The organism is Kitasatospora sp. NPDC059571 (assembly GCF_042735675.1).
In the GTDB taxonomy this organism is placed as follows: domain Bacteria; phylum Actinomycetota; class Actinomycetes; order Streptomycetales; family Streptomycetaceae; genus Kitasatospora.
In genome coordinates this window covers 1-9,566 of sequence record NZ_JBHWBW010000305.1, presented here as the reverse complement: position 1 = coordinate 9,566, position 9,566 = coordinate 1, and the positions used below count along the sequence as shown (strand labels likewise).

Genomic DNA, 9,566 nt, shown 5'->3' with positions numbered 1-9,566 from the left:
CGGCGGCCCCGTCGGGAGCGACACGCCCGCCGGTGGCGGTGGCGGCCCGGGCGGGCCGCGCCGCCCGGACGTGTCCGGGCCGCAGCGGCACCCCGGCCGGGACCTCCTCCTCGCCGTCCGCCCGTTCGGCTGCGGCGTGGGAGGCGGCGGCGGGTGCGGCCGGGCGCGGCTGCCCGGAGGCGGCGGCCGCGGCACCGGGGAGCAGCAGCAGGACGGCGGCGAGCAGCGCGGCCAGGACGGCGCCGCGGCCGAGGGCGGTCGGTCGGGTGTGCACCGGTGCCTCCCTTCCGTGGCCGGCGGCTGCGTGGTCGTGCCCATGGTCAAGGACGAAGGTGACGGTGCATCAGTTTCCGGCGGATGTGTCGGGAACGGGGAGGTGTCCGGGCGGAACGGTGCGTACGCCTCCGGCCCACGGGAGCCACGGTGCGGGAGCAGGCGGGGTGGCAGGTAGGGCGCACGGGGGCGCACCGGCCCTGATTCACCCGCACGGGTGATCACGTGCGGCGTCGCAGCCCGGCGGAACCGGCGCACGCCCGGTCGGCCGCCCGATGGGGCCGACCGGGTTGGCCTCCGAATGCCCGCGGGCCGCCGGGGTAGGTCTGTGGGGATGTGGGCCCGCCCGTGCCGGGCGGGCGGTGGCGATCGCGACGGCGGGGACGAGGAGCGGACGATGGTGGACGCACGAGCCGGGCAGCCGGCCGGGCCGGGGGATCTGGTCGACGTGGCGCGGCTGGTCACGGCGTACTTCGCGGTGCGGCCGGACCCGGCCGACCCGGGGCAGCGGGTGGCGTTCGGGACGTCGGGGCACCGGGGGTCGTCGCTGGACGGCGCGTTCAACGAGGTGCACATCGCGGCGACCACCCAGGCGATCTGCGAGTACCGGGCGGCGCAGGGCACGGACGGTCCGCTGTTCCTGGGCGTGGACACGCACGCGCTCTCCGAGCCGGCCCGGGTGACGGCGCTGGAGGTGCTGGCCGCGAACGGGGTGACGGTGCTGCTGGACACCGCGGACGGCTACACCCCGACCCCGGCGGTCTCGCACGCGATCCTCACCGCCAACCGGGGCCGCACGACCGGCCTGGCGGACGGCATCGTGGTGACCCCCTCGCACAACCCGCCGCGCGACGGCGGCTTCAAGTACAACCCGCCGTCCGGTGGTCCGGCCGGCTCGGAGGCGACCGGCTGGATCCAGGACCGGGCGAACGCCCTGATCGCGGCGGGGTCGACGGGCGTGCGCCGGATCCCGTACGCCCGGGCGCTGGCCGCCGCGACGACCGGCCGGTTCGACTTCCTGGGCTCGTACACGGCGGACCTGCCGCAGGTGCTGGACCTGGACGCGGTCCGGGCCGCCGGGGTGCGGATCGGGGCGGACCCGCTGGGCGGCGCCTCGGTGGCGTACTGGGGCCGGATCGCCGAGGAGCACCGGCTCGACCTCACGGTGGTGAACCCGCTCACCGACCCGACCTGGCGGTTCATGACGCTGGACTGGGACGGGAAGATCCGGATGGACTGCTCGTCGCCGTACGCGATGGCGTCGCTGATCGGCCGCAAGGACGCGTTCGCGGTGTCGACCGGCAACGACGCGGATGCGGACCGGCACGGCGTGGTGACGCCGGACGGCGGGCTGATGAACCCGAACCACTACCTCGCGGTGGCCATCGACTACCTCTTCCGGCACCGCACGGGCTGGTCGGAGGCGGCCGGGGTCGGCAAGACGCTGGTGTCCTCGTCGATGATCGACCGGGTGGCGGCCGAGCTGAAGCGCGAACTGGTCGAGGTCCCGGTCGGGTTCAAGTGGTTCGTCGACGGGCTGTTGGACGGCTCGGTCGGCTTCGGCGGCGAGGAGTCGGCCGGCGCCTCGTTCCTGCGCCGGGACGGCTCGGTGTGGACGACCGACAAGGACGGCATCCTGCTGGCCCTGCTGGCCTCGGAGATCACCGCGGTGACCGGCCGCAGCCCGTCGCAGCTCTACCGGGACCTGACCGAGCGGTTCGGCGACCCGGCGTACGCCCGGGTGGACGCGCCGGCCTCCCGCGAGGAGAAGGCCGTGCTGGCCGGGCTGACGGCGGACCGGGTCCGGGCCGACCGGCTGGCGGGCGAGCCGATCACGGCCGTGCTGACCGAGGCGCCGGGCAACGGCGCGGCGATCGGCGGCCTGAAGGTCTGCACCGAGAACGCCTGGTTCGCGGCGCGGCCCTCGGGCACCGAGGACGTCTACAAGATCTACGCCGAGAGCTTCCACGGGCCGGCCCACCTCGTGCAGGTCCAGGACGAGGCCCGGGCCCTGGTCGGCGAGGCGCTCGCGGGCTGACCGGGCGCGGCCGTCGGCGCCGCGGGCGGGGGGCGCCCCGACCCATGTGCAACTAGTTGCATAGGGTGGTCGGGGCGCCCTACCGTGTGCCCGTGACCGTGCGAGGAGGCACCCGATGACCGCGTACCCGCGTCTGCTGAGCCCGTTGGACCTGGGCTTCACCACCCTGCCCAACCGGGTGATCATGGGATCGATGCACGTCGGCCTGGAGGAGGCCCCCGACGGCTTCGAACGGATGGCCGCGTTCTACGCCGAACGCGCCCGCGGCGGCGTGGGCCTGATCGTCACGGGCGGCATCGCCCCCAACGAGGCCGGCCGCCCGTGGGAGGGCGGCGCGATGCTCACCACCGAGGCCGAGGCCGACCGCCACCGCACGGTCACCGACGCGGTGCACGCCGCCGGCGGGAAGATAGCCCTGCAGATCCTGCACTTCGGCCGCTACGCCTACCACGCCGACCTGGTCGCCCCCAGCCCGATCCAGGCCCCGATCAGCCCGTTCGTGCCGAACGAGCTCACCGACGAGCAGGTCGAGCAGACCATCGACGACTTCGCCCGCTGTGCCGCGCTCGCCCGGCGGGCCGGCTACGACGGCGTCGAGATCATGGGCTCCGAGGGCTACCTGATCAACGAGTTCATCGCCGCCCCCACCAACCACCGCAGCGACCGCTGGGGCGGCTCCTACGCGAACCGGATGCGCTTCCCCGTGGAGATCGTCCGCCGGGTCCGCGAGCGGGTCGGCGAGGACTTCATCCTGATCTACCGCCTCTCCATGCTGGACCTCGTCCCCGGCGGCTCGACCCTCCCCGAGGTCGTGGAGCTGGCCAAGGCCGTCGAGGCCGCCGGCGCCACGATCATCAACACCGGCATCGGCTGGCACGAGGCCCGCATCCCCACCATCGCCACCTCGGTGCCGCGCGGCGCCTGGACGTGGGTGACCAGGAAGCTGATGGGCGAGGTCGGTGTCCCGCTGGTCACCAGCAACCGCATCAACACCCCCGAACTCGCCGAGGCCGTCCTCGCCGACGGCCACGCCGACCTGGTCTCGATGGCCCGCCCGCTGCTCGCCGACCCCGCGTTCGTCGCCAAGGCCGCCGCCGGCACGCCCGAGGCGGTCAACACCTGCATCGGCTGCAACCAGGCCTGCCTCGACCACACCTTCAGCCTCAAGATCACCTCCTGCCTGGTCAACCCGCGGGCCTGCCACGAGACCGAGCTCGTCCTCGGCCCGACCCGCCGGGCCAAGCGGATCGCCGTCGTCGGCGCCGGCCCGGCCGGCCTCGCCTGCGCCGTCACCGCCGCCGAGCGCGGCCACGCCGTCACCCTCTACGACGCCGCCGACCACATCGGCGGGCAGCTCGACGTGGCGCGCCGGATCCCCGGCAAGCAGGAGTTCGACGACACCATCCGCTACTACCGGCACCAGCTCGACGCGCACGGCGTCGACGTGCGGCTGGGCACCCACGTCACCGCCGACCTGCTCGCCGACGCGGCGTACGACGAGATCGTGGTGGCCACCGGCGTCACCCCGCGCGTCCCGGACCTCCCCGGTACCGACCACCCCAGCGTCCTCGGCTACCTGGACGTGCTGCGCGACGGCGCCCCGGTCGGCCGCACGGTCGCGATCGTCGGGGCCGGCGGCATCGGCTTCGACGTCGCCGAGTACCTGACCGACCCCGGCACCGACACCTCCCGCGACACCGGCGCCTTCCTCGCCCAGTGGGGCGTGGACGGCGAGCACACCACCCCCGGCGGCCTCGCCGCACCCGTCCGCCCCGAGGCCCCGCGCAGCGTCCACCTGCTCCAGCGCAAGCCCGGCAAGGTCGGCGCCGGCCTCGGCAAGACCACCGGCTGGATCCACCGCACCGAGCTGAAGCACCGCGGCGTCACCATGACCGCCGGGGCGACCTACGAGCGGATCGACGACGCCGGCCTGCACCTCACCCTCGACGGCGAACCGCAGCTCCTGGCCGTCGACACCGTGGTGCTCTGCGCGGGCCAGGAGCCCCGCCGCGACCTGTACGACGCGCTCGCCGAGCGCGGCATGGCCGCGCACCTGATCGGCGGCGCCGACCTGGCCGCCGAGCTCGACGCCAAGCGCGCCATCGACCAGGGGACCCGGCTGGCCGCCGCGCTCTGACGGCACCTCACCTGCGGGCCGGCCGGGCCGCGACGGCGCGACGGTGGTGCCGGCCGCGGTCCGGTCCGGGCGGTCAGCGGCGGCTGCGCCACTGCCGGAACCGCCATACGAAGCAGGACACCAGGGAGACCAGCACCACGCCGATCGCGGCGGCGAGCCACTTGTGGCCCGCGACCTTGGTGCCGGTCGCCACCATCAGGACCGCCACCCCGAGCGGCAGCAGCACGGCGAAGACGGTGCGCAGGAACACCAGCAGGGCCAGCGGACGGAGCCGGCCGCGGGAGCGGGCCGGATCCGGCTCGGCGCGGACCAGCCCGAAATGCTCGGCGGCCCGCTCGCCGAGCCGGGTCGTGCCCGACCGGTACGCCAGGCCGAGCACCGGCACCCAGATGAACGGCAGCACCACCCCGACGGCCACCAGCAGGACCACGCCCGCCACCCGCAGGCCGCGCACCAGGCGTGTGGTCTCGCCCGGTGTGCTGGGGCTGACCACCCCGAGGACGTACGCCATCCGCCGCACCACCGACAGCCACTCGCGCAGCGACAGCGAGGGCCGCGGGGCGCCCCGCGGCGGGAGGTCGGTGATCGCCCGGCGCGCCTGCGGCAGATCGGGGTAGACGCCCTGCACGACCAGGAGGTCGGCGGCCAGCGCCGGCGAGGTGGCCGGCTGCCCGGAGAGTTCGGCGATCTCCAGCACCATCCGCAGCTGGGCCAGCATGGCCGCGCAGAACGCCGCGGGCACCAGGGCGAGGAACGGGCCGCCGACGAACGCGCCCTCCGCGATGGTGGTCCGCACCGCCCGGGTGACCACCCCCTCCAGCACCTCGTCGGTGCTCCCGCCCTTGGCGCGCATCTTGGCCAGCGCCGCGGTCGCCTCCTCGCCGGAGCGCTCGATCGCGTACTCCGCGCTGCGCTCGGCCATGTGCGACGGGTCGTGCATGATCCGGTCGAGCAGCTCGTGCGGCGGCCACCGCTTCCGTTCGGTGTCGGTACGCGCCGGACCGCCGGCCGGTGCCTTCTCCGGCCCGGCCGGTCCGCCCTCGTGGCCGTCCATCGCCGGCACCTCCGATCCGCCCGCAGCCCCGGTGCCCAGCCTGGTCGCCCCGGGGCCGCGGGGCGAGCCGGGACACGTCCCCGGGCCGCGACGCCACCGGGTCGGCGCAACACCCGGTGCGCCGCCCCCGCCCGGCCGGCGCGGCGGCCCGCGGGCCGCGGCCCCCCGCGCCCGCGGCCCCCCACCCCCGGGGCAGCCTCCCCCCGGGCCCCCGCCCCCCCGGCCCGTGTCGTGGCCGGTACGCCCGGCGCCGTCGGCTCAGAGGTGCTTCTCGATGTCCGGGATGAGGTCCTGGAAGGTCCGCCCGTTGGTCGGCGCGCCGATCGCGGTCATCTGCCAGCCGCCGTCGGAGCGCTGCATCTTCGCCATGATCTGCGCCGTGTGCCGCCCGCCGCCGGTCAGCGTGTACCGGGCGAGCTCCTGGCCGGTCGACTCGTCGACCAGCCGGCAGAACGCGTTCTGGACGTCCTGGAAGGTCTGCCCGGTGAACGAGTTGACGGTGAAGACGATCTGGTCCACGGTCTTGGGCACCCGCGACAGCTGCACCGTGATCGACTCGTCGTCCGCGCCCTGGCCGGCGCCGCCGGTGAGGTTGTCGCCGCTGTGCCGCACCGAGCCGTCGTTGCTGGTCAGGTGCTGGAAGTAGACCACGTCGACGGGCTTGCGCCCGGCGAACAGGACGGCCGAGGCGTCCAGGTCGATCTCCTGGGCGAGCAGCTTGGCGAAGAAGCCCTTGCGCGGCGCGGCCTGCCAGCCGAGGCCCATCCGCACCACGTCCAGCGTGCCGCCTCCCGGCTTGCCGAGGTCGACCTTCTGGCCCTTGCCGAGGTTCACCGTCATCCGGTCCGTCACCCTTCCCTCCCGCTGGGGCGGCCGTGGCCGCCCGTACCGTCCGGGCCGGCCGCGCCGTACCCGTCCACGACCCTAACTACCCCGGGCCGGCGGACGGGTACCCCCCTGTCCGCGGAATCAGGCGAGGTGTGCGGGGAGCAGCACCAGCCGCTCGGGGTCGAACACCGTCCACTGGGGCTCGCCCCGCCGCAGGACCCGCAGCCGGCACCAGCGGGTGCCGTCGTCCGCCCGCCACCAGGCGTTGATCCGGCCCACCGCCCAGTCGCCGTCCTCGTACCGCACCTCGACCGGCTGGTACACCCGTTCCACCTGTGTCTCGGGCGGTTCCCACCGCGCCGGCTCCGACTGCACGCCGTCCACCGTCACCGCTCCCTGATCGCCATCGGTCGTCACCGAACTCTACAGTCCTGTAGAGGATGCACCGGGGAGAACACGCCGAAACCGCGCGCGCACCCGCCGTATCCGGCCACGCCCGGCGGGCACCCGGGCGGACGGCGTCCGGCGGGCCGGGAGCCAGGGCCCGGGCTCAGGGCCCGCGCTGCGCGTCGTGCGCCAGCAGCGCCACGTACAGCGAGGTCAGCTGCTCCAGATCGTCCAGCTCGATGTCCAGCAGCGCCTCGATGCTCTGCAGCCGCCGGTACATCGCCGGCCGGCTGACGTGCTGCTCCTGCGCCGCCAGCGACTTGTTCCGGCCCGTCCGCAGATAGGTGCGCAGCACGTCCAGCAGCTCCGGGCGGCCCAGCAGCGGGCCGAGCTCGCGGCCGATGAACGCCTGGAGCTCCGGCTCCTCCCTCAGCAGCCGGACCAGCCCGCGCAGCCGGACGTCCCGCAGCCGCGCCACCGGCCCGGACGGCGGCCCGGCCAGCGCCGCGTCCGCCACGTGCACCGCCTCCACGAAGGAGCGGCGGACCTCGTCCAGCACCTGGCAGCCGAAGCCCGCGCCGATCACCGCCGGGCCGCCCAGCGGCGCCAGCCGGGCCTGCAGCCGGGCGGCCAGCCGGTCGGTCTCGGCGTCCGCGTCCCGCTCGGACGGGATGCTCAGCAGCGCCGCCACCGCCCCGTCCGGCTCGATCCGGGCGACCAGCCCGGCGACCGACTCCTCGTCCAGGGCCCGCCGCACGCTCGCGCACAGCACCGCCTCGCCGTCCGCGCGGCGCAGCACCACCGGGACGAAGGTGCGCCGCTCCACCGGCAGGCCCGCGGCACGGAACCGCGGCAGCAGCTGCTCCGGCCGGGCCGTGCCCGACGCCAGGTCGGCCAGCAGCGCCTCCGCCGCCTGGTCCTCCCAGCCGTGCTCCCAGCCGCGCACCGGATCGCCCAGCAGCCGGTGCACCGCCAGCGCCTCCGCGGCCCGCCGCCCGAGCACCCGCCCGGTCTCCGCCCCGCCCTGGTGCCCGAACAGCACCAGGTGGCCCCACTGCCGCCCGCGGGCCTCCAGCCGGGCCACGATCCAGCCGTCCGGGCCGACCGTCACCGGCCCGTTCCCCAGCACCCGGGCGACCTGCCGCGACACCCGCTCCCAGTCCCGCAGCAGATCGCCCAGCGCACCCGGCTCGCCCGCCGAGGACAGCACCCGGTGGGCCAGGTTCACCACCACCGCCGGACACCCCGCGTACCCGGCGATCTCGTCCAGCAGCCGCTGCAGCGGCACCCCCGAGAGGTTCAGCGCCGCCAGCGAACCGCCCATCCGGTCCGACAGGTCGAGCGCCGCGAACCGGCCGTGCAGCAGCCGGGCGTGCACCTCCTCGGTCAGCCGCGCGAACGGCGCCGGCCGGTGCAGCACCACCAGCGGCACCCCGCAGCGCTGCGCCGCGCGCCGCATCGGCTCCGGCGTCGTGGTGAACGCCCGGCCCAGGCCCAGCACCACGGCCGCCGCCCCGGCCCGCTGCATCGACTCCACGTACGCAACCTGCGCCTGTTCGTCACCGGCCAGCAGCAGACCGGTGGTCAGCACCATCTCACCGCCGGTCAGCATCACGGCCACGTCCGGCGCCTCGGCCACGTGCATCCAGCGCACCGGGCGGTCGAGCCGCGCGGGGCAGGCGACCACCTCGGCGTCCCACGGGGCGACCAGCTCCAGGGCCAGCACATCCCGCACGGTCAGTCGGCCCTCGTCCACGGAGTCTCCCCTCGGACCGGCAGCTCTGCGCCCGACCGGTCGCGGCCGGTCGGGGGAGTCTACGCGCCGCACACCACCCGTGCGGGTGATCCTCGCGGTGTGCTCGGGCGCACGTTGCCGCCCCGCAGCCCCCCGTGCCAGAGTGCGGCCATGGCCCACCCCACCGCGCCGCAGCCGACCCGCACGCCCGCCGCCGTCTTCGACTGGCTGGACGAGGCAGCCGACCTCCGCGCCGGGGCCGGGCTCACCAGAACGCTGCGCAGCCGACCGGCCGACGACCCGGTGGTCGACCTGGCGAGCAACGACTACCTCGGGCTCGTCCACCACCCCGCCGTCACCCGGGCCGCCGCCGATGCCGCGCTGCGCTGGGGCGCCGGCGCCACCGGCTCCCGGCTGGTCACCGGCACCACCGCGCTGCACACCGAACTCGAGGACGAGCTCGCCGACTTCTGCGGCTTCGAGGCCGCCCTGGTGTTCTCCTCCGGGTACGCGGCCAACCTGGCGGCGCTGACCGCCCTCACCGACCCGGACACCCTGATCGTCTCCGACGCGTACAACCACGCCTCGCTGATCGACGGCTGCCGGCTCTCGCGCAGCGACGTCCACCGCGCAGCGCACGCCGACCCCGCGGCCGTCGCCGAGGTGCTCGCCGGGCGCCGCCACCCGCGGGCCCTGGTCGTCACCGACTCGGTCTTCTCCGTGGACGGGAACGCCGCGCCGCTGGCCGGGCTGTCCGCCGCCGCCCGGGCGCACGGCGCCGCGCTGCTGGTGGACGACGCCCACGGCCTGGGCGTGGTCGGCCCGGGCGGCCGCGGTGCCCTGGCCGCCGCCGGCCTGGCCGGCGCGCCGGACACCGTCGCCACCGCGACCCTCTCCAAGTCCCTCGGCTCGCAGGGCGGCGCCGTCCTCGGCCCCCGACGGGTCATCACCCACCTGATCGAGACCGCCCGCACCTTCATCTTCGACACCGGCCTCGCCCCGGCCGCGGCGGGTGCCGCCCTCGGCGCGCTGCGCCTGCGGCGCGCCGAGCCGCACCGGGCCGAGCGCGCCCCCGAGGTCCCCCACACACACGCCCCCCCGCTCAAACCCCCCC

Annotated in this window: 7 protein-coding genes and 1 pseudogene; 3 read left to right on the top strand and 5 right to left on the bottom strand. The window is 75.9% G+C overall.

Going from position 1 to position 9,566, the window contains the following annotated elements; all coding sequences use genetic code 11:
* Positions 1-274, bottom strand: a pseudogene (locus tag ACFV0G_RS27135) (DNA polymerase III subunit gamma and tau); the annotation flags it as partial.
* Positions 275-670: 396 nt separating this feature from the next.
* On the opposite strand from ACFV0G_RS27135, the gene pgm reads away from it, so the two are divergent.
* Together pgm and ACFV0G_RS27125 are read left to right on the top strand one after the other, a co-directional pair.
* Complete coding sequence (gene pgm, locus ACFV0G_RS27130; protein WP_380553260.1) at positions 671-2,311, top strand: phosphoglucomutase (alpha-D-glucose-1,6-bisphosphate-dependent); 1,641 nt, start codon at positions 671-673, stop codon at positions 2,309-2,311.
* 115 nt (positions 2,312-2,426) lie between these two features.
* Positions 2,427-4,448 (top strand): FAD-dependent oxidoreductase, encoded by a 2,022-nt coding sequence (locus tag ACFV0G_RS27125; protein ID WP_380553257.1) that lies wholly within the window; start codon positions 2,427-2,429, stop codon positions 4,446-4,448.
* A gap of 73 nt (positions 4,449-4,521) precedes the next feature.
* On the opposite strand, the gene ACFV0G_RS27120 is transcribed toward ACFV0G_RS27125, so the two are convergent.
* The 4 genes from ACFV0G_RS27120 to ACFV0G_RS27105 all read right to left on the bottom strand — a co-directional run bounded on the left by ACFV0G_RS27120 (position 4,522) and on the right by ACFV0G_RS27105 (position 8,473).
* Entirely contained in the window at positions 4,522-5,502 is a 981-nt protein-coding gene (locus tag ACFV0G_RS27120) for a hypothetical protein (protein ID WP_380553254.1), read from the bottom strand.
* Positions 5,503-5,760: 258 nt separating this feature from the next.
* Positions 5,761-6,342 (bottom strand): TerD family protein, encoded by a 582-nt coding sequence (locus ACFV0G_RS27115; RefSeq protein WP_380553263.1) that lies wholly within the window; start codon positions 6,340-6,342, stop codon positions 5,761-5,763.
* A 129-nt stretch (positions 6,343-6,471) separates the two neighbouring features.
* Positions 6,472-6,714: a hypothetical protein gene (locus tag ACFV0G_RS27110; protein WP_380553249.1), complete on the bottom strand. Its 243-nt coding sequence runs from the start codon at positions 6,712-6,714 to the stop codon at positions 6,472-6,474.
* A 166-nt stretch (positions 6,715-6,880) separates the two neighbouring features.
* Positions 6,881-8,473 (bottom strand): PucR family transcriptional regulator, encoded by a 1,593-nt coding sequence (locus tag ACFV0G_RS27105; RefSeq protein WP_380553246.1) that lies wholly within the window; start codon positions 8,471-8,473, stop codon positions 6,881-6,883.
* Positions 8,474-8,623: 150 nt separating this feature from the next.
* On the opposite strand from ACFV0G_RS27105, the gene ACFV0G_RS27100 reads away from it, so the two are divergent.
* Positions 8,624-9,566: aminotransferase class I/II-fold pyridoxal phosphate-dependent enzyme (locus ACFV0G_RS27100; protein WP_380553243.1), on the top strand; the 943-nt coding region annotated here is incomplete at its 3' end.